The organism is Variovorax sp. SG517 (assembly GCF_013376045.1).
GTDB lineage: Bacteria > Pseudomonadota > Gammaproteobacteria > Burkholderiales > Burkholderiaceae_C > Variovorax.
Genome location: NZ_JABMJG010000004.1, coordinates 355,061 through 373,679, shown reverse-complemented (window position 1 = coordinate 373,679; position 18,619 = coordinate 355,061). Strand labels below are relative to the sequence as shown.

The 18,619-nt window shown below is 68.1% G+C and carries 21 protein-coding genes; 15 read left to right on the top strand and 6 right to left on the bottom strand.

Going from position 1 to position 18,619, the window contains the following annotated elements; translation table 11 throughout:
* Positions 1-27 precede the first annotated feature (27 nt).
* From FHT32_RS14430 to FHT32_RS14420, 3 genes are read left to right on the top strand one after another with little or no spacing between them, the layout of a single operon-like run.
* Positions 28-726 (top strand): SET domain-containing protein, encoded by a 699-nt coding sequence (locus FHT32_RS14430; RefSeq protein WP_371132178.1) that lies wholly within the window; start codon positions 28-30, stop codon positions 724-726.
* A 2-nt stretch (positions 727-728) separates the two neighbouring features.
* On the top strand, positions 729-1,544 hold the full coding sequence (locus FHT32_RS14425) for a biotin--[acetyl-CoA-carboxylase] ligase (RefSeq protein ID WP_176665297.1): 816 nt from the start codon (positions 729-731) through the stop codon (positions 1,542-1,544).
* 11 nt (positions 1,545-1,555) lie between these two features.
* Complete coding sequence (locus tag FHT32_RS14420) at positions 1,556-1,756, top strand: sporulation protein (protein ID WP_176665296.1); 201 nt, start codon at positions 1,556-1,558, stop codon at positions 1,754-1,756.
* Positions 1,757-1,774: 18 nt separating this feature from the next.
* On the opposite strand, the gene FHT32_RS14415 is transcribed toward FHT32_RS14420, so the two are convergent.
* From FHT32_RS14415 to FHT32_RS14405, 3 genes are all read right to left on the bottom strand, one after another.
* Complete coding sequence (locus tag FHT32_RS14415; RefSeq protein WP_176665295.1) at positions 1,775-3,217, bottom strand: sensor histidine kinase; 1,443 nt, start codon at positions 3,215-3,217, stop codon at positions 1,775-1,777.
* 112 nt (positions 3,218-3,329) lie between these two features.
* The gene (locus FHT32_RS14410) at positions 3,330-4,004 is read right to left on the bottom strand and encodes a response regulator transcription factor (protein WP_019653813.1); all 675 of its coding nucleotides are present in this window, start codon (positions 4,002-4,004) and stop codon (positions 3,330-3,332) included.
* Between the two features lie 72 nt (positions 4,005-4,076).
* Positions 4,077-4,562, bottom strand: a complete 486-nt coding sequence (locus FHT32_RS14405) for a MarR family winged helix-turn-helix transcriptional regulator (RefSeq protein ID WP_176665294.1) — start codon at positions 4,560-4,562, stop codon at positions 4,077-4,079.
* Positions 4,563-4,707: 145 nt separating this feature from the next.
* Between FHT32_RS14405 and recA the strand changes: the two genes are divergently transcribed.
* The 3 genes from recA to FHT32_RS14390 are packed head-to-tail and all read left to right on the top strand — an operon-like array spanning position 4,708 to position 6,727.
* Positions 4,708-5,811 carry a recombinase RecA gene (gene recA, locus FHT32_RS14400; RefSeq protein ID WP_176665293.1) on the top strand — a complete coding sequence of 368 codons (1,104 nt, stop codon included), beginning with the start codon at positions 4,708-4,710 and terminating at the stop codon, positions 5,809-5,811.
* A gap of 42 nt (positions 5,812-5,853) precedes the next feature.
* The gene (gene recX, locus FHT32_RS14395; RefSeq protein ID WP_176665292.1) at positions 5,854-6,315 is read left to right on the top strand and encodes a recombination regulator RecX; all 462 of its coding nucleotides are present in this window, start codon (positions 5,854-5,856) and stop codon (positions 6,313-6,315) included.
* A complete protein-coding gene (locus FHT32_RS14390) occupies positions 6,296-6,727 on the top strand; it encodes an SRPBCC family protein (RefSeq protein WP_176665291.1) in 432 nt (143 codons plus the stop codon). The genes recX and FHT32_RS14390 overlap by 20 nt, the downstream gene beginning before the upstream one ends.
* Positions 6,728-6,802: 75 nt before the next feature.
* Here the strand turns inward: FHT32_RS14390 and FHT32_RS14385 are convergent, their stop codons facing one another.
* The gene (locus FHT32_RS14385) at positions 6,803-7,474 is read right to left on the bottom strand and encodes an RraA family protein (protein WP_176665290.1); all 672 of its coding nucleotides are present in this window, start codon (positions 7,472-7,474) and stop codon (positions 6,803-6,805) included.
* A gap of 230 nt (positions 7,475-7,704) precedes the next feature.
* Between FHT32_RS14385 and FHT32_RS14380 the strand changes: the two genes are divergently transcribed.
* Positions 7,705-8,475, top strand: a complete 771-nt coding sequence (locus FHT32_RS14380; protein ID WP_176665289.1) for an SDR family oxidoreductase — start codon at positions 7,705-7,707, stop codon at positions 8,473-8,475.
* A gap of 13 nt (positions 8,476-8,488) precedes the next feature.
* Positions 8,489-9,349: an IclR family transcriptional regulator gene (locus tag FHT32_RS14375; protein WP_176665288.1), complete on the top strand. Its 861-nt coding sequence runs from the start codon at positions 8,489-8,491 to the stop codon at positions 9,347-9,349.
* 4 nt (positions 9,350-9,353) lie between these two features.
* On the opposite strand, the gene yiaA is transcribed toward FHT32_RS14375, so the two are convergent.
* Positions 9,354-9,794, bottom strand: a complete 441-nt coding sequence (gene yiaA, locus FHT32_RS14370; protein WP_176665287.1) for an inner membrane protein YiaA — start codon at positions 9,792-9,794, stop codon at positions 9,354-9,356.
* A gap of 126 nt (positions 9,795-9,920) precedes the next feature.
* Between yiaA and FHT32_RS14365 the strand changes: the two genes are divergently transcribed.
* Positions 9,921-10,664 (top strand): hypothetical protein, encoded by a 744-nt coding sequence (locus FHT32_RS14365; protein ID WP_176665286.1) that lies wholly within the window; start codon positions 9,921-9,923, stop codon positions 10,662-10,664.
* A 31-nt stretch (positions 10,665-10,695) separates the two neighbouring features.
* Here the strand turns inward: FHT32_RS14365 and argC are convergent, their stop codons facing one another.
* Positions 10,696-11,619 (bottom strand): N-acetyl-gamma-glutamyl-phosphate reductase, encoded by a 924-nt coding sequence (argC, locus tag FHT32_RS14360; RefSeq protein WP_176665285.1) that lies wholly within the window; start codon positions 11,617-11,619, stop codon positions 10,696-10,698.
* Positions 11,620-11,842: 223 nt separating this feature from the next.
* Here argC and sucC point away from each other — a divergent pair, with 223 nt between their 5' ends.
* The 6 genes from sucC (at position 11,843) to FHT32_RS14330 (ending at position 18,594) form a co-directional block, all read left to right on the top strand.
* Positions 11,843-13,009 (top strand): ADP-forming succinate--CoA ligase subunit beta, encoded by a 1,167-nt coding sequence (sucC, locus tag FHT32_RS14355; RefSeq protein WP_019653821.1) that lies wholly within the window; start codon positions 11,843-11,845, stop codon positions 13,007-13,009.
* 10 nt (positions 13,010-13,019) lie between these two features.
* Complete coding sequence (gene sucD, locus FHT32_RS14350; protein ID WP_176665284.1) at positions 13,020-13,913, top strand: succinate--CoA ligase subunit alpha; 894 nt, start codon at positions 13,020-13,022, stop codon at positions 13,911-13,913.
* Between the two features lie 120 nt (positions 13,914-14,033).
* Positions 14,034-14,717: a TerC family protein gene (locus tag FHT32_RS14345; RefSeq protein WP_176665283.1), complete on the top strand. Its 684-nt coding sequence runs from the start codon at positions 14,034-14,036 to the stop codon at positions 14,715-14,717.
* A gap of 31 nt (positions 14,718-14,748) precedes the next feature.
* Positions 14,749-15,558 (top strand): Stp1/IreP family PP2C-type Ser/Thr phosphatase, encoded by an 810-nt coding sequence (locus FHT32_RS14340; RefSeq protein WP_176665282.1) that lies wholly within the window; start codon positions 14,749-14,751, stop codon positions 15,556-15,558.
* Positions 15,559-15,624: 66 nt separating this feature from the next.
* On the top strand, positions 15,625-16,284 hold the full coding sequence (locus tag FHT32_RS14335) for an FHA domain-containing protein (RefSeq protein ID WP_176665281.1): 660 nt from the start codon (positions 15,625-15,627) through the stop codon (positions 16,282-16,284).
* Between the two features lie 51 nt (positions 16,285-16,335).
* Positions 16,336-18,594 carry an adenylate/guanylate cyclase domain-containing protein gene (locus tag FHT32_RS14330; protein ID WP_176665280.1) on the top strand — a complete coding sequence of 753 codons (2,259 nt, stop codon included), beginning with the start codon at positions 16,336-16,338 and terminating at the stop codon, positions 18,592-18,594.
* The last annotated feature ends 25 nt before the right edge of the window (positions 18,595-18,619 follow it).

The window sequence follows — 18,619 nt, the reverse complement described above, 5'->3', positions numbered from 1 at the left end:
GCATATTCAAACTAACAGACTTCGGCGATGCCTTCCAAATCCCCACTTCCGGCCGGTCGTGATTCGCAGGCCACCGCGCTCCCCGAGGCGGAAGCCAAGGAGCGTTCCGGCGGCCGCCGCATCCAGATGCGGCGCTCCGACGTCCACGGCAACGGCGTGTTCGCCGTGCAGGACCTGGCCGAAGGCGAGACGCTGATCGAATACAAGGGCGAAGTCATCAGCTGGAAGGAGGCGCTGCGCCGCCATCCGCACGACCCCACCCAGCCGAACCACACCTTCTACTTCCACATCGACGACGGCCGCGTGATCGACGGCAACGTCAAGGGCAACGATGCACGCTGGATCAACCACTCGTGCGAGCCGAACTGCGAAGCCGACGAAGTCGATGGGCGCGTTTATATCAAGGCGCTGCGCAACATTGCAGCCGGCGAAGAGCTCAACTACGACTACGGCCTGATCATCGACGAGCCGTACACGCCGAAGCTTCTTTCCGAATTTCCCTGCTGGTGCGGCTCGGAGCAGTGCCGCGGCACGCTGCTGACACCGAAGGATGAGGACGAGGAAAAAAAGAACAAGAAGAAGGCAAAGAAAAAAGCCGAAAAGAAAAAGGCTGAGAAGAAGGAAGCCAAGAAGGACGCAAAAAAGGCGGAAAAGAAGGCCGAAAAAAAGGCTGAAAAGAAAGCGGAAAAGAAATCCGCGAAGAAAGACAAGTCCGCCAAGGACTGACCATGAGCAACAGCAGCACCGCCGACTGGTTCCAGGACCGGATCGCCGCGGCGGTCGCGCCGCTGCTGCCCGGCTTCGCGGTCGAGGCCGTGGCGGAAATCGACTCCACCAACACCGAGCTGATGCGCCGCGCGCGCGCCGGCCGCATCGAGCCCGTGCTGCTCGTGGCCGAGCGCCAGACGGCCGGGCGCGGCCGCCTCGGGCGCCCCTGGCAGAGCGGCGCGCAGCAGGATGCGGCCGCCTCGCTCACCTTCTCGCTCGGCATGCCGCTGGCGCCCGCCGACTGGTCGGGCCTGTCGCTGGCCGTCGGCGTGGCGGTGGCCGAGGGGCTCGATCCCTCGGGCGCGCACAAGGTCGGCCTCAAGTGGCCCAACGACATCTGGGTCGACGACCGCAAGCTGGTCGGCATCCTCATCGAGACCGCCCTGCCCTCCGACGGCGGGCCGGATGCCTCGCGCTACGTGGTGGTCGGCATCGGCATCAACATCGGCGCGCGCGAGGGCGACGGCATGCGCACGCCGCCGGCATGGCTGCACCAGTGGCGCCCCGGCGTCACCGCGCCCGAGGTGCTGTCCGAACTGGCCGGGCCGCTGGTGCGCACGGTGCTCGACTTCGAATCCCGCGGCTTCGCGCCCTTTGCCGAACGCTTCGCCGCGCGCGACGTGCTGCGCGGGCGCGAGGTGACGCTCAGCGACGGCACCGCCGGCCTGTGCGAAGGCGTGGCCTGGGGCGGCGAGTTGCAGGTGCGCACCGACGCAGGCCTGCAGCTGATCTCCAGCGACGAAGTGAGCGTGCGCCCCCGCGGCATGGCTTTCTGATCTTCGCCACCATGAAGCTGCGCCTGATCCTCGTCGTCCTGCTGCTGGCCAATGCCGGCTACTTTCTCTGGGCGCGCGGCGACCTTGCCGGATTCGGCCTGGCGCCGGCCGGCCTCAGCGAGCGCGAGCCGCAGCGCATGGCGCGGCAGATCCACCCCGAGTGGCTACAGATCCGCAAGGAAGCGGCGAAGCCCGCCGCGCCGGCGCCGTAGCCAGTTTCCGCGCCCGCCTCAGGAGGGCTGCTCGCTCTCGAAGCGCACCGTGAACAGCGCCCCTGGCGGATGCCTGCCCGGATGCGCGTCCTCCAGCTTCACCTGCGCGCGGTGCTGGTTCGCGATCTCCAGCACGATCGGCAGGCCCAGCCCCGAGCCGTCGGCCTCGTTGCCGAGCACGCGATAGAAGGGCTCGAACACCAGCTCGCGGTCGGCCTCGGCGATGCCGGGGCCGTTGTCCTCCACCTGCAGCAGCAGCACGTGGCCGAAGGGGTCGGCCAGCACGCGCACGGTGATGAGGCCGGGGCGCTCGGACGTCGAGGGCGTGTAGTTGATCGCGTTGTCGACGAGGTTGCGCACCAGCTCCTTCAGCAGCGTGGGGTTGCCGTCGAACACCACGCCCGGCGCGCCGGGCTCGGCGCCGTCGTAGCCCAGGTCGATGCGCTTCTCGATCGCGCGCGGCACCGCCTCGCGCACCACCTCGATGGTCAGCTTCGCCAGGTCGCAGGGCTGGTGGTGCGCGTGGGCGCTGTTGCCCTCGGCGCGCGCCAGCGACAGCAGCTGGTTCACCGTGTGCGTCGCGCGCTTGCTCGCGCGGCCGATCTGCTTGAGCGACTGCTTCAGCTCGTCGGCGTTGGCGCCTTCGCGCTGCGCCAGGTCGGCCTGCATGCGCAGGCCCGCCAGCGGCGTCTTCAGCTGGTGCGCCGCGTCGGCCAGGAAGCGCTTCTGCGTGCCGATGGAATCGTTGAGCTTGTCCAGCAGCTCGTTCACCGACGACACCAGCGGCACCACCTCCAGCGGCACCGAGGATTCGTCCAGCGGGCTCAGGTCGCCGGGGCGCCGCTCGCGGATGCGCGCCTCCACCACCGACAGCGGCTTGATGCCGCGCACCAGCGCCAGCCAGATCAGCAACACCGCCAGCGGCAGGATCGCGAACTGCGGCAGCAGCACGCCCTTGATGATCTCCGCCGCCAGCACCGACTGCTTCTCGCGCGTCTCGGCCAGCTGCAGCAGCGTGGGCGGCACGTCGTCGGTGCCGCTGGAAATCCACATCGAGGCCACGCGCACCGGCTGGCCGTGCACGTCGCTGTTGTGCAGGAACACCTGGCCGGGCGGCAGCGGCTCGTCGAGGCCCGGGTGCGGGATGTCGCGCTCGCCGCTGAGCAGGTTGTCGTAGCCGTCGAGCAGCTGGTAATAGACGTGGCCGGTCTCGTCGGCGCGCAGGATCTCGCGCGCCGACTGCGAGAGCACGAACTGCGCGTGCCCCTCCTTCATCGTCACCAGCTCGGCCAGCGCCTTCACGTTGTGCTCCAGGGCGCGGTCGAAGGGCGCGTTGGCGATGCCCTGCGCCACCAGCCATGTGACGCCGATGCTCACCGGCACCAGCAGCAGCAGCGGCGTGAGCATCCAGTCGAGGATCTCGCCGAAGAGGGAGCGCTGCGCGCGCTGGAAAAGCTTCACTTGGTTCGCTCCGGGGCAGCACGCACCGCGTGTCTGTGCGCCGCCTTGCCGAGGGCAATGCCTGCGGCCCGGCAGAGCCGGTTCCGCGGCATTTCCCGCATGTCAGGGCGCATCAGGGCTGGATCTTCTCGAGGCAGTAGCCCAGCCCGCGCACCGTCGCGATGCGCACCGGGCCCTTCTCGATCTTCTTGCGCAGGCGGTGGATGTAGACCTCGATGGCGTTGAGGCTCACTTCCTCGCCCCATTCGCACAGGCGGTCGACGAGCTGGTCCTTGCTCACCAGCCGGCCGGCGCGCTGCAGCAGCACTTCGAGCAGGCCGAGTTCGCGCGCCGAGAGCTCGATCATCTTGCCGTCGATGGTGGCCACGCGGCCGGCCTGGTCGTACACCAGCGGGCCGTGGCGGATGGTGTTGCTGGTGGCGCCCATGCCGCGCCGGGTGAGGGCGCGCACGCGCGCCTCGAGTTCCTGCAGGCTGAAGGGCTTGGCCATGTAGTCGTCGGCGCCGTGGTCCAGGCCCTTGACGCGCTCCTCCACGCTGTCGGCGGCGGTGAGCACCAGCACCGGTAGCTGCGAGCCGCGCGCGCGCAGCCGCTTGAGGATCTCGATGCCGTGCAGGCTGGGCAGCCCGAGGTCGAGGATCAGCAGGTCGAACTCGTCATGGGTCATGAGCGCGGTGTCGGCCTGCGAGCCGTTGGCCACGTGGTCGACCGCCGCGCCCGAGGTGCGCAGGCTGCGCAGCAGGGCATCGGCAAGCACCTGGTCGTCTTCGGCAATCAGAATCCGCATGCGCCACCTCCGGCCTGTTTCGGGTGTCGGGCGCCACGCCGGCGCCGTTCACATTTGTCTCTTCGCCGGAGTCTAGCCCGCCGTATAGGCTTCGAGTCCGATGGTTACCACGGTGGCGATCTCGTCGCCCACGCTGATTCGGAACTCCTTCTCGGCCTGCGTCACGGCGCCGCGGAAGGCATCGAGCCAGGCCAGCCCGTCGGCGGTGAAGAGCACGCGCCGCGCCCGCGCGTCCAGCGGATCGGGCCCGCGCGTGACCAGCCCCCAGGCCTCGCACTGGTCGACCAGCGCGCCCATCGCCTGCTTGGTCATGCCGGCGCGCTCGGCCAGCTCGGTGAGGCGCGAGCCCTCGCGTGACAGGTGCCGGGTGATGTGGATGTGCGCCGCGCTCACCTGCGCGCGCGCCGCGAGGTTCGACAGGGCCAGCGGCACGTCGACGTCGTGCGCCATCAGCTCCAGCACGCGCTCGTCGAAGCGGCGCATGGCGTGGCCCAGCAGGCGGCCCAGGTGGGTCTGGCGCCAGGCGTCCTGGTCGGCGGGGAAGGGGGCTTCGGCCATGGCCAGAATGGTAAAGCAAACTGACCAAAAAACAGGTTTACGCCGAAGAATCAGCCTCTACACTACTGTTCAAGCATCCAGCCTGTAGTTAAACGCAGATGGATGGTGTCACACACAAGCCATTGATCTTCAAGGAGTTTTTCACATGGACGCAGTAGTCAAGGGTTCGAACATCGGCGCCAACAGCGAGAAGGCCAAGGCCCTTCAGGCCGCGCTGGCCCAGATCGAAAAGCAGTTCGGCAAGGGCACCATCATGCGGCTGGGCGAGGGCGAGGTGCTGGAAGACATCCAGGTGGTCTCCACCGGCTCGCTGGGCCTGGACATCGCGCTGGGCGTCGGCGGCCTGCCGCGCGGCCGCGTGGTCGAGATCTACGGCCCGGAATCGTCGGGCAAGACCACGCTCACGCTGCAGGTCATCGCCGCCATGCAGAAGCAGGCCGGCACCTGCGCCTTCGTCGACGCCGAGCACGCCCTCGACGTGCAATACGCCCAGAAGCTCGGCGTGAACCTGTCGGACCTGCTGATCAGCCAGCCCGACACCGGCGAGCAGGCCCTCGAGATCGTCGACTCGCTGGTGCGCTCGGGCGCCGTGGACCTGATCGTGGTCGACTCGGTCGCCGCCCTCACGCCCAAGGCCGAAATCGAAGGCGAAATGGGCGACTCGCTGCCCGGCCTGCAGGCCCGCCTGATGAGCCAGGCGCTGCGCAAGCTCACCGCCACGATCAAGAAGACCAACTGCATGGTCATCTTCATCAACCAGATCCGCATGAAGATCGGCGTGATGTTCGGCTCGCCCGAAACCACCACCGGCGGCAATGCGCTGAAGTTCTATGCCTCGGTGCGCCTGGACATCCGCCGCATCGGCACCATCAAGAAGGGCGACGAGGCCATCGGCAACGAGACCAAGGTGAAGGTGGTGAAGAACAAGGTCTCGCCTCCGTTCAAGACGGCCGAGTTCGACATCCTGTTCGGCGAGGGCATCAGCCGCGAGGGCGAGATCATCGACATGGGCGTGAACGCCAAGATCATCGACAAGTCGGGCGCCTGGTACGCCTACAACGGCGAGAAGATCGGCCAGGGCCGCGACAACGCCCGCGAGTTCCTGCGAGAGAACCCCGCGCTGTCGCGCGAGATCGAGAACAAGGTGCGCGAGTCGCTGGGCGTGCCGCTGCTGGCGGCCGATGCCGACGAAACGCCCGAGAAGCCGCAGAAGGCGACCAAGGCCGACAAGGCCGACAAGGGCGAGTAAGCACGGGCGCGGCTCCACGGGGGCCGCGCGAGCGACCCCCGCATGGCATTCGACGCCCCCTCCCTCAAAGGCCGCGCGCTGCGCCTGCTGAGCCAGCGCGAGCATTCGCGCGCGGAACTGGAGCGCAAGCTGGCGAAGCACGAGGAAGAACCCGGCACGCTGGCGAAGGCGCTCGACGAGCTGGCGGCCAAGGACTTCATCAGCGAGCCGCGCGTGGTGGCCTCGGTGCTCAACCAGCGCGCGGCCCGCTCGGGCGCGCTGCGGGTGAAGCAGGAGCTGCAGGCCAGGGGCATCGCGCCCGAGGCCATCGCCGAAGCCGTGGCCGGCCTGCAGGAAACCGAAGTCGAGCGCGCCACCGCCCTGTGGCGCCAGCGCTTCGACGGCCCGCCCGCCGACGCGAAGGAGCGGGCGAAGCAGATGCGATTCCTGATGGCGCGCGGTTTCTCGGGCGCCGTCGTGTCCAAGGTGCTGAGGAGCGATTTCGATGACGAAGCCGACGAATGAACACTCCGCCGCGCAGTCCCGCGTGATCACGCAGCGCGTGCAGTGCGAATGGCGCCGCGCCTACGTGCTGGCGGCCGATCCGAGGCGCCTGCCCGACTGGGCCAGCGGCCTCGCGAAGAGCGCGCTGGTGCCGCACGGCGACCACTGGATCGTGCGCACGCCCGAGAGCGGCGAAGCCCGCATGCGTTTCGCGCCGCGCAACGACTTCGGTGTGCTCGACCACTGGGTCGCGCCGGAAGGCGTGCCCGAGGTCTACCTGCCGTTCCGCGTGATCGGCGTCGCGCCGGACGCCTGCGAGCTGCAGTTCACGCTGCTGCGCCAGCCGCACATGGACGACGCGGCCTTCGAGCGCGACGCGCAGTGGATCGCCCGCGATCTGCGGGCGCTGCGCGACCTGCTCGAGGCCGAGTGACTGCCGAGTGATCGCCGAGTGATCGCGAGTGATCGCGAGTGACCGGCCGATCACGGGTCGGACAGCCGGCGGCGTTCAGAACTTGCGGTACTTCAGGTAGGCCTCCTGCGGATCGGTGCCCGCGAGGATAGCGGTGCGCACGAGGTTCTCGCGGCCCATCATGTGCTCGGCCTCCGCAATGATGGCCTCGGCCTGCGCGAGCGGCAGGCGGATCACGCCGTCGGTGTCGGCCAGCAGCAGGTCGCCGGGGTTCACCGTGACCTCGCCGATGCGCACCGGCACGTCCATCGCCTCGGGCAGCCAGTAGCCCACGATGTCGCGCGGCGTGAAGTAGCGGTGCCACACCTGGAAGCCCTGCCGGATGATGAATTCCGCGTCGCGCACGCCGCCGTCGGCGATCACGCCCAGCACGCCCTTGCGGCCCAGCGTCTCGGCCGAGAGCTCGCCCATGTGCGAGACGGTCGAGTCGTTGGGCTGGATCACCGCGACGTGGCCTGGCCTGGCGCGCGAGAGAAAGCCGGTCCATGCCATCAGCGTCTCGTGCGGATCGGCCGCTGGGTCGACGCGGCCGTTCACCGTGAAGGCCGGCCCGCAGAGCTTCTGATCGGGGATCAGCGGACGCAGCGTGGGCGGCAGCGTGAAGTCGCGCAGCCCCGCGGCGCGCATCACGTCATGAAGGATGCCGGTGTAGCAGGCCTGCAGGCGGGTGAGCAGGGAGGTTGCCGGGGCGTCGGGAGTCTGGGCCATGGGTGAATCCTGTTTTCTTGGATAAAAACACTTTTCACGAACCAGATTAGCGGTCGGGCCGCCAGCAAGTCCTGGGGTTTGCGCGAATTTCCGGGTAACTACCGAGTCAAGAGCCGGCGAATAGGGGTTCCGACGGGGGCGACGATGCGCCCGGCTCGCGTATATTTGATTTCATCAGTGAAATTTATATTTCACATGTGCGCAGCAACTCCCAACCAAAGGACATCCCCGTGACTTCACGCGTTCAAGGAAAGAACATCCTCGTTACCGCAGCCGGCAAGGGCATCGGACGCGCCAGCGCGCTGGCGCTGGCCCGCGAAGGCGGCACCGTGTGGGCCACCGACGTGGACACGGCGGCGCTGGCCGAGCTCGCCGAACTGGCCCGCGAAGAGGGCCTGGCGAGCCTGAAGACCGCCACGCTCGACGTGCGCGACACCGCCGCGGTGCAGGCCTTCGCCCAGGCCACGGGGCGGCTGGACGTGCTCTTCAACTGTGCCGGCTACGTGCATGCCGGCAACATCCTGGCCTGCGAGGAGGCGGACTGGGACTTCAGCATGGACCTCAACGCCAAGTCCATGTACCGCACCATCCGCGCCTTCCTGCCGGCGATGCTGGAGCGCGGCGGCTCGATCATCAACATGGCCTCGGCCGCCTCCAGCGTGAAGGGCGTGCCGAACCGCTTCGTCTACGGCGCCTCGAAGGCCGCGGTCATCGGCCTGACCAAGGCGGTGGCGGCCGACTTCATCCAGCAGGGCGTGCGCTGCAACGCGATCTGCCCCGGCACGGTCGAATCGCCCTCGCTGCGCGACCGCATCGCGGCCCAGGCCGAGCAGGCCGGCACCGACGAGGCTGCAGTGCGCGCCGCCTTCGTGGCGCGCCAGCCGCTGGGGCGCGTGGGCAGGCCCGAGGAGATCGCCGCGCTGGTGGTGTACCTGGCTTCCGACGAGTCGGCCTTCACCACCGGCGCGATCCATATGATCGACGGTGGATGGTCGAACTGAACAACGGGGAACGATGAAGCAAGCAGCGCCAGCGCCAGCGCCGGAAGAACAACAGGACCAGGAAGCCGGCGAAGGCGCTGCGCCGGAAGGCGAGGGCGCGCTGCGCTATGCCGCGCCGGCCCTGGAGAAGGGGCTGGACATCCTGGAGGCGCTGGCCGACAGCGTCTCCGGCTACACGCTCAACGAGCTGGCGCAGAAGGTCGGGCGCAAGGTCAGCGAGATCTTCCGCATGGCGGTGACCCTGCAGCGGCGCGGCTTCGTGCAGGTGGACGAGAACGACCGCTACACGCTCACGCTGCGCATGTTCGAGCTGGCGCACCGCCAGCAGCCGCTCAAGAGCCTGGTGAGCGTGGCGCTGCCGCTGCTGCGGGAGCTGGCCAACCGGTCCCGCCAGTCGTGCCACCTGGCCATGTACCAGGGCGGGCGCGTGGTGGTCATCGCGCAGGTCGAGAGCCCTGAGCGCTGGTCCTTCGGACTCAAGGTGGGCGTGGTGATGGGGCTGACCGACACCTCCTCGGGCCACGTGCTGCTGGCCTTCCGCGACGAGATCGACCGCGCCCGCATGCTGCGCGCCCACATCGGCGTGGAGGGCGAGCCCGAGATGGACCCGGGCGAGCTCTTCGCCATCCTGCAGGAGGTGCGCGAGCGCGGCTACTCGGCCATGCCGAGCAGGCAGACGCGCGGCATCACCAACATCGCATTCCCGGTGATGGGGGCGGCCGACCACGTGATCGCGTCGATCAACGTGCCGTACATCGAGCGCATCGACCAGAAGTCGGCGCCCGACGTCGTGCAGGTGCGCGGCATCGTGGGCAACATCGCCGGGCGCCTGTCGGCGCTGATGGGCGCCAGCGGCTACAACGACAACGAGTAGGGGCTCAGCCGGCGTCGGGCGCTTCGTCCAGCGGCGCGGCTGTCTCGCTCTTGTGCGCGGCGATGTCGCGCACGTTCTTCTGCACCGCCACCGCGCCGAACAGGCTCAGCAGGAAGGCCATGGCGTAGAAGCCCTTCTCGCTGGAGGCCAGCGTGGCGTTGAAGAGGCCGACGGCCAGCAGCGCCACCGACAGCAGCAGCGAAACCCAGCACAGGCCGTAGTAGATGCCGGTGACCTGGATGCCTTCGAGACGGTCGCGCACCGTCTTCTGCAGCGACACGGCGGAGAAGAGGCCGTACATCAGCACGGTGAAGTAGTAGCCCTTCTCGTTGAGCTGCATGGCCGCGTTCCACAGCCCGATCAGGTAGACGACGGCGCCGATGAAAAGCGCTGCCCAGGAAGCGGCGACGAACGCCGCGGTCGGTTTCTGGAATCGGACGGCCATGGGATTCTCCTCGTATGGTTTGCGCGCGATTATGGTGGAGCGGCGCCGATGGCATGATCCGCGGCGGCCGCCCAATCGCACGGCAATTGCGCAAGGCGGCCGCCAACAACAACGGAGGAGTTCCACATGTCGTCGACCGACCCCGCGGCCCAGCAGCCGTCGCTCGTGCGCACCGGTGCCAAGGCCGGGCTGTCCTTTGCCGGTTCCGTCATCAAGGGCGGCCTGCTCGGCGTGTTCCTGGGCGGCGGCGTTTTCTTCTTCTACCTGGGCCAGCTGCAGGGGCCGGGCAACGTGGCGGCGCGCGCGGGCGGGGTGGGCGCGGTGCTCGCGCTCATCACATCGCCGCCGCTGCTGGTGGCGCTGCTGCTGCTGTTCTTCGTGGTCGTCTACGTGGCGCTGGGCGTGCAGCAAGGGCGTGCGCGCGCGATGCAGCACCTGGTGGAGGCGCGCGGCGAGGCGGTGTCGCAGCGGCTCGGCGGCGCGATCGCGAGCCGCATCGAGGCCATGCCGCGGGCGCACGGCGCCTTGCATCGCGTGGCCGACTGGCTGTCGGTCGATGCGCTGAGCAAACAGCTCGCGCCGGTGCTGGGCGAAGGCAAGGCGGTGCGCGCAGTCGTGGCCTTCGTGATCGGCAGGCTGCCGCTGAGCGAGATGCTGGCCGAATGGCAGCAAAGCCGCGCGGAAAACGGCGACGCGCCGGCGGTGGGCGAGGGCGGTGCCGCGCCGCAGGATCCGGCGCTGCGCGCGCTGCTCACGCGCCGCATCCACGAGACGCTTCAGGACATGGCTGCGCCCTCGCGCAAGCCGCTGTACATCGCGCTGGGCGCGCACGCGGCCCTGCTGGGCGTGGGGCTCTGGCTGGTGAAGTGACCGGCGGCGTGCCGCCGTCGGAGTGGGGCGCTCAGAGCCCCAGCATCAGCTTCAGGTTCTGCACCGCGGCGCCGCTGGCGCCTTTGCCGAGGTTGTCGAGGCGGGCGATCACCACGGCATGGCGATGGTCCTCATTGGGGAACACGCGGATCTCGAGGTTGTTGGTGTCGTTGAGCGCGAGCGCCTCGAGCTTGCCGTCTTCGGTCGGCGGCAGCACCTTCACGAACTTCTCGGGCGTGTTGCTGCGCGCGTAGTGCGCGGCCAGCGCGTCCTGCAGGTCGCCGGCCTTGGGCTTGCCGGGCAGCAGGTCGAGGTGCAGGGGCAGCTGCACCAGCATGCCCTGCTTGAAGTTACCCACCGACGGGATGAACACCGGCCGGCGGGTGAGGCCGGTGTAGGCCATGATTTCGGGGATGTGCTTGTGCTTCAGGCCCAGCGCGTAGATCTCGAAGGCCGGGGCCTCGTTCTTCTCGTAGGCCTCGATCATGGTCCGGCCGCCGCCCGAATAGCCGCTCACGGAAGGCAGCGAGATGGGGAAGTCGGCCGGCAGGATGCCCGCGTCGACCAGCGGGCGCACCATGGCGATGGCGCCGGTGGCGTAGCAGCCGGGGTTGCCGACGCGCTCTGCCTTGGCCACGGCCTGCCAGTGGCCCTCGGTGAGTTCGGGAAAGCCGAACACCCAGCCCGGGGCGATGCGGTGCGCCGTGGAGGCGTCGATGATCTTGGGCTTGGCGCCGGGCAGCTGGTCGATCAGCGCGACAGATTCGCGTGCCGCGTCGTCGTGCAGGCAGAGCACCACCAGGTCGACGCCGGCCATCAGCTCGCGCTTGGCGCTGGCGTCCTTTCGCAGCTCGGGGGCGATGCTCACGAGTTCGACCTGCGGCATCGCCTGCAGACGTTCGCGGATCTGGAGGCCGGTGGTGCCGGCTTCGCCGTCGATGAAAACCTTGGCCATGATGGAAGTGCCCCTGGGTAGCTGATAGAGGAGAGGACGTACGGCAGGTACGTATTGCCCGCAACCACACTCACAGTATTGGTGCGGCGCACCATGATACAGTCCGCGGTTGTTCGCCGCCCCCAGCCGTCAGGCTGCCGTCGCCCGCGGACAACAGAGCATAGACCCTCTCCAGCCCAGATCTCCCGATTTCTCAACTTCCTCCTTCCGAGAGACATCCCTCATGAAGATTCACGAGTACCAAGGCAAGGAAATCCTTGCCAAGTTCGGCGTGCCGGTGCCGCGCGGCATCCCGGCCTACACGGTCCAGGAGGCGGTTGAAGCCGCCCAGAAGCTTGGGGGCCCGGTCTGGGTCGTCAAGGCCCAGATCCACGCGGGCGGCCGCGGCAAGGGCGGTGGCGTCAAGGTCGCCAAGTCGATCGAGGACGTCAAGAAGCTCGCCGGCGAGATCCTGGGCATGCAGCTCAAGACCCACCAGACCGGCCCCGAAGGCCAGAAGGTCCGCCGCCTGTACATCGAGGACGGCGCCGACATCCAGAAGGAATACTACGTTTCGGCCGTGACCGACCGCGCCACCCAGAAGGTGGCCTTCATCGCTTCGAGCGAAGGCGGCATGGACATCGAGGAAGTGGCCCACTCCTCGCCCGAGAAGATCATCACCGTGTTCGCCGACCCGGCCCAGGGCCTGACCGACGAACAGGCCAAGCAGATCGCCGACGGCATCGGCATCCCGGCCGACTCCACCGCGCAAGCCGTGGACATCTTCAAGAAGCTCTACACCTGCTACATGGAGACGGACGCCTCGCTGGTCGAGATCAACCCGCTCAACCGTGACAGCAAGGGCAACATCATCGCCCTGGACGCCAAGTTCAACTTCGACAGCAACGCGCTGTTCCGCCACCCCGAGATCGTCGCCCTGCGCGACCTCGACGAGGAAGACGCGGCCGAAGTGGAAGCCTCGAAGTTCGACCTCGCCTACATCTCGTTGGACGGCAACATCGGCTGCCTGGTGAACGGTGCCGGCCTGGCCATGGCCACCATGGACACCATCAAGCTGTTCGGCGGCGAGCCGGCCAACTTCCTGGACGTGGGCGGCGGCGCCACCCCCGAGAAGGTCACCGAAGCCTTCAAGATCATGCTGAAGAACAAGAACGTGGAAGCCATCCTCGTGAACATCTTCGGCGGCATCATGAAGTGCGACACCATCGCCACCGGCGTGATCGCAGCCTGCAAGGCCGTGAACCTGCAAGTGCCGCTGGTCGTGCGCATGAAGGGCACCAACGAAGTCGAAGGCAAGAAGCTGCTGGCCGAATCGGGCCTGCCGATCATCAGCGCCGACACCATGGCGGAAGCGGCCCAGAAGGTCGTGGCAGCAGTCAAGAAGGCCTAAGGAACAAGTCATGTCGATCTACATCAACAAAGACACCAAAGTCATCACGCAGGGCATCACCGGCAAGACCGGCCAGTTCCACACCGAGAAGTGCCAGGAATACGCGAACGGCAAGAACGCCTTCGTGGCCGGCGTGAACCCGAAGAAGGCCGGCGAGTCGATCTTCAACATTCCGATCTTCGGCTCGGTCAAGGAAGCCGCCCAGCAAACGGGCGCCACCGTCTCGGTGATCTACGTGCCGCCGGCAGGCGCCGCGGCCGCCATCTGGGAAGCCGTCGAGGCCGACCTGGATCTGGCGATCTGCATCACCGAAGGCATTCCGGTTCGCGACATGCTCGAAGTGCGCAACAAGATGAAGGCCAAGGAAGCGGCCGGCGGCAAGAAGACGCTGCTGCTTGGCCCGAACTGCCCCGGCCTGATCACGCCCGACGAAATCAAGATCGGCATCATGCCCGGCCACATCCACCGCAAGGGCCGCATCGGCGTGGTCTCGCGCTCGGGCACGCTGACCTATGAAGCCGTGGCTCAACTGACGGAAATCGGCCTGGGCCAGTCGTCGGCAGTCGGCATCGGCGGCGACCCGATCAACGGCCTGAAGCACATCGACGTGATGAAGGCCTTCAACGACGATCCGGACACCGACGCCGTGATCATGATCGGCGAGATCGGCGGCCCCGACGAGGCCGACGCTGCCCGCTGGTGCAAGGACAACATGAAGAAGCCGGTCGTCGGCTTCATCGCCGGCGTCACCGCGCCTCCCGGCAAGCGCATGGGCCACGCCGGTGCGCTGATCTCCGGCGGCGCCGACACGGCCGAAGCCAAGCTGTCCATCATGGAAGAATGCGGCTTCACCGTGACGCGCAACTTCTCGGAACTGGCCAAGCTGCTCAAGGCCAAGCTGTAAAGAGACGGCTCCGCGACACCGGCCGCAGAGCCGGGTCATGAGAGGACCACGCAGAAACAAGAAAGCGCCCGCACTGGCTTGCGGGCGCTTTTTTCAATAAAACACAGTGGGATCAGAGACATGGAATTACTTCAAAGCACAGATTTCTGGATAGGTCTGCTCAAGATCATCTGGATCAACATCATCCTGTCGGGCGACAACGCGGTGGTGATCGCCATGGCGGCGCGCTCGCTGCCGCCCGCCCAGCAGAAAAAGGCCGTGCTCTTCGGCTCGGGCGCGGCCGTGGTGCTGCGGATCGTGCTCACGGTGGTGGCGGCCAAGCTGCTCGCCCTGCCTTACCTGCAGATCATCGGTGGCCTGCTGCTGCTGTGGATCGGCCTGCAGCTGCTGAGCGAGGAAGACGACGGCGACGGCGAGTCCAAGGAGTACGGCAGCATGATGGCGGCCGTGCGCACCATCCTGCTGGCCGACCTGGTGATGAGCCTGGACAACGTGATCGCTGTCGCTGCCGCGGCACAGGGCAGCATGGTCCTGCTGATTCTCGGCCTGGCGATAAGTATTCCCTTGGTGATTTTCGGCAGCACGCTCATGATCAAGCTCATGGAACGTTTCCCGATCATCGTCATGCTGGGTGCCGCGCTGATCGGCTGGGTCGGCGGCGAAACCATCGTGCAGGACGCCATCCTGCGCGACACGCTGGCGGCCAACCCCTGGCTGCACTACGCGGCTGCCGCCGCCGGTGCGGTGTTCGTCGTGGCCGTCGGCCGCCTGATGCAACGGCGTTCGCACGCCGCTGCGCACTGAGCACTTCGAGAGAGATCGGCGCTGACAGACCATGGCGAGTGTCGGCGTCTCCCTTTTCTCCACCCGCCCTCCGCTGACCTGGGAATTCGCCTCCCTGACCGATGTCGGCCGGACGCGCGCCCATAACGAGGACGCCGTCCACGTCGATCCGGCCCTTGGCCTGGCCCTGCTGGCCGACGGCATGGGCGGCTACAAGGGCGGCGAGGTGGCGAGCGCCATGGCCGTCTCGCTGATGCACGCCAGCTTCGGCCGCTGGTTCGCCCAGGCCGGCATGCAGGCGCCTTCCCGCGTGGTCCGGCGGGCGCTTCAGGCAGCCACGGACGAAGCCAACAGCTCGATCCTGCACGCCGGCATGACCAACCCCGAACTCCAGGGCATGGGAACGACCCTGGTGCTGGCGGCCTTCCGGCCGCAGCGCGTGGTGGTCGGCCACATCGGCGACTCGCGCTGCTACCGCGTGCGCAACAACAAGCTGGAGCTCCTCACCCGCGACCACTCGCTGCGCCAGCAGCAGCTCGACGCCGGCGCCATCACCGCCGAGGAAGCCCTGAATTCGCCCACCCGCAACCTCGTGACGCGCGCCGTCGGCGTGGAGGCCCAGGTCTTGCTGGAAATGCACGAGCACAGCGCAAGACCGGGCGATCTCTATATGCTTTGCTCCGACGGGCTCAGCGAGATGGTTTCGGATGAGCAGCTTTTCACGCTTCTAGAACACGATGTCGGGCTTCAGAAAAAAGCATCACTTTTGGTTGCAATTGCAAATGAGAATGGCGGACGGGACAACATTTCCGTTGTCCTGGCCAGCGCGAGCGTTGCGGAAACGCCCCGCACGGGCAGGTAGCGGGCTCCGGCGCCGGTTTTCCGGCCTGCCTGCCGTGTTTCAAGCTTTGGATTCGGAGAGTCGGCAATGCCGAAGATGATCATCTCGGTCGATGGCGTTGTCATCGGGCAAGTGGCGCTCGCCAAGGAACGCACGACGCTGGGACGCCGTGCCTACAACGACATCGTGATCGACAATCTGGCGGTCAGCGGCGAGCACGCCGTGCTGCACATGAGCGGTGGCGAAGTCGAAATTGAAGATCTCAACAGCACCAACGGCACCTACGTCAACGCGCTCGCCGTCCAGCGGCAGGCGCTCAAGGACAACGATGTCATCGAGGTCGGGGGCTGCCGGATCCACTTCCGCGCGCGCAGCAACCTGGACCCGGCCATCGGCGCCGGCTCGGTCCGCGCCACCTCGGGCGAATACCCGTCGGGCGCCATGCCGCTGTCGTCGGCACCCACGGAATCCGGCGCGCTGGTCGAGCTCGGCGTTCCCGTGCTGCGCGTTCTGTCGGGTGCCAACGAGGGGCAGGACGTGGGGCTGCAGAAAGTCGTCACCACCATCGGCAAGCCCGGGGTGGCCGTGGCCGTGGTCACGCGCCGGCGCCAGGGCTACGTGGCCGCGGGTGTCGAAGGCAGCGTCACGCTCAACGGGCTGCAGCTGGGCGCCGAGGCCGTCGCGCTGCAGGAGCGCGACGTGCTCGAGCTGGGCGGCGCCACGCGCATGCAGTTCGTGCGCATCTGAGCCGCCCTTTCCCTTGGCTTGCCGCGGTCACGCCCGCACGGACCCGGCACCGTGAGAGACGAGCTGCGGCGGCACTGGCCGCGCATCGCGATCACCCTGCTGCCGGTGCTGCTGGCGCTGGCGCACGCCACCGGCACCTGGCGGCTGACCGCCCTCGAGCGCCTTGACCAGCTGATCTACGACGTCCGCCTGCGCGCCACCATGCCAGGCACGCCCGACGCGCGCGTGGTGATCGTCGACGTCGACGACGCCAGCCTGGCGCGCCAGGGCCAGTGGCCCTGGCCGCGCGACAAGATCGCCCTCCTCACCACCGAGCTGCTGACGCGCCAGCAGGCGGCCGTGCTCGGCTTCGACGTCATGTTCCTCGAGCCGGACCGCAGTTCGGGCCTCGAAAGACTCAGGCAGATCGCCAGCGGCCCGCTGAACGGCATGCAGGGCCTGGCCGCCGAGGTCGAGCGGCTCGCGCCTTCCCTCGATCACGACGCCACGCTCGCCGCGGCGCTGGAAGGCCGGCGCGTGGCGCTGGGCTACTACTTCACGCGCACCGGAACGCCCAGCGCCAAGGGGCAGCTGCCTGCGGCTCCCCTGCTCACCGAAGGCGCTTTCCCGCCGGGCGGTACCTATGCCACGGGGTGGAACGGCTTCGGCGCCAGCCTGCCGGCGCTGGCGAAGGCGGCGCCGGTGGCGGGCTTCCTGAATACGCTCGTCGGCGCGAATGCCGATGGCGTCATCCGCAGCGTGCCGCTCATCGCCCGCTACGACGGCGACAAGGCGCAGCCGGGGTACTACGAGTCGCTGGGGCTCGCGGTCTACAGGCTCGCGAACGGCTCGCCGCCCGTGCAGCCGGCCTTCGCGTCAGGCGCGGGCGCGATGCCCCGGCTCGAGTCGCTGCGGGTGGGGCGGCTGCGCATCCCGGTCGATGGCACGGGCAGCATGCAGGTGCCGTTTCGCGGGCCCGGCGGCGCGGACGGCGGATCGTTCCGCTACGTGCCCGCCGCCGACGTGCTCGAGGGCCGGCTCGGTCCGGGCGAACTCAAGGGCCGGATCGTGCTCGTGGGCGCCACGGCGCCGGGCCTGCAGGACCTGCGCGCCACGCCGGTCGAGGCGGCATTCCCCGGCGTGGAAGTGCACGCCAACATCGTCTCCGCGCTGCTCGACCAGCGCCTGCTCAGCGTGCCCGACTACACGCCCGGCTACGAAGTGCTGCTGGTCGTCGCCACGGGGCTCCTGCTGGCCTTCGGGCTCTCGCTGCTGTCGGCGCCGCGCGCCGTGCTGTTGGCCGCGGGCGTGACCGTCGCGCTGATCGGCCTGAACGCCTGGCTGTACGTGGGCGCCGGCCTCGTGCTGCCGCTGGCCTCCGCGCTGGCCATGACGGCGCTCGCCTTCGCGCTCAACATGAGCTGGGGCTACTTCGTCGAATCGCGCGCGCGGCGCGGGCTGGTGCGGCTCTTCGGCACCTACGTGCCGCCCCAGCTCGTCAACGAGATGATGGCGCACCCCGACCGCTACAGCATGCGCGCCGAGAGCAAGCCCATGACCGTGATGTTCTGCGACATGCGCGACTTCACGCGCCTGTCGGAGCAGATGGCGCCGGCCGAGCTGCAGACTTTTCTCAATACCGTCTTCAGCCGGCTCACCAACGTCATCAGCGCGCACCGCGGCACCGTCGACAAGTACATGGGCGACTGCGTCATGGCCTTCTGGGGCGCACCCATCGACACGCCCGACCACGCCACGCTCGCCGTGCGCGCCGCGATCGACATGGCCGATGCCGTGCACGACATCAACCGCGCCCACCGCGCCAGCGGCCGGCCCGAGATCAGCGTGGGCATCGGCATCAACAGCGGCGTGATGAGTGTGGGCGACATGGGATCGGCGGCGCGCCGCAGCTACACGGTGGTCGGCGACGCGGTCAATCTCGCGTCCCGCCTCGAGGGCCTGAGCGGCCACTACGGCATCGAAGTGGTCGCCAGCGGCGCGACGCGAGAGCTCGCGCCCGACTTCATCTGGCAGGAGCTCGACAGCGTGCGCGTCAAGGGAAAGGCACAGGCCGTTGCCGTTTTTACGCCCCTCGCCGCGCGCACGCCCGAAGCCGTGGAGCAGACGCAGCAGCTGCTCGAGCGCTGGAGCGAAGTGCTCGCCGCGTACCGTCGCCAGGACTGGGCCATGGGCCGAAACTTGCTGGCGCCCCTGCTCGCCGCGGATGCGAAAAAAGTCCTTTACCAGCTCTACGCCCAGCGTTTAGCCTCGATGGCGTTGCGACCGCAAGACCCGAACTGGGACGGCGCAACCCGGTTCGAGACCAAATGACGACGGACACATAAGAGGGGTCTTT